We start from the raw sequence: 576 nt of genomic DNA on the forward strand, positions 1-576 counted from the left end.
TTTTAAGATATATCCACCCTTTAATGCTCTCTTAGGACATCCATCATATAGTGGTAGCTTTTGTCTTGTTAATACTAGTGATGTTGGAGTGGTTCCATTAGTTACAGCATAATACCATGCTGCTGCAGTTTCTTTTGAATCTGCAGGTCTAAATACTGTCATATTTGGCATACTTCTAAGAGCTGCTAATTGTTCTATTGGTTCATGAGTTGGCCCGTCTTCCCCTACTCCAATACTATCATGTGTTAATACATAAGCTACTGGAAGGTTCATAAGAGCTGATAATCTCATAGCACCCTTCATGTAATCACTGAATACAAAGAATGTTGCACAGAATACTTTAAGTCCTCCATGAGCATACATTCCGTTAGCGATAGCTGCCATAGCATGTTCTCTAACCCCAAAGTGAAGGTTTGATCCGCTTCTATCTTCTGCTGAGAAATCTCCTCTATCGTTCATATGAGTTTTGTTAGACGGAGCTAAATCTGCTGATCCTCCGATAAAGTTTGGAATTAGTTTAGCCAATCTATTTATCATTATTCCTGAAGATTCTCTTGTAGCCATTTCTTTATCAAA

General features: G+C 37.8%; 1 pseudogene. It reads right to left on the reverse strand.

Features of this window, described 5'->3' with window-relative positions:
• Nucleotides 1-576: pseudogene (locus ACJDTP_RS27430) on the reverse strand (transketolase); the annotation flags it as partial.

It is taken from the genome of Candidatus Clostridium helianthi, from assembly GCF_045310795.1.
In the GTDB taxonomy this organism is placed as follows: Bacteria; Bacillota; Clostridia; order Clostridiales; family Clostridiaceae; genus Clostridium; species Clostridium helianthi.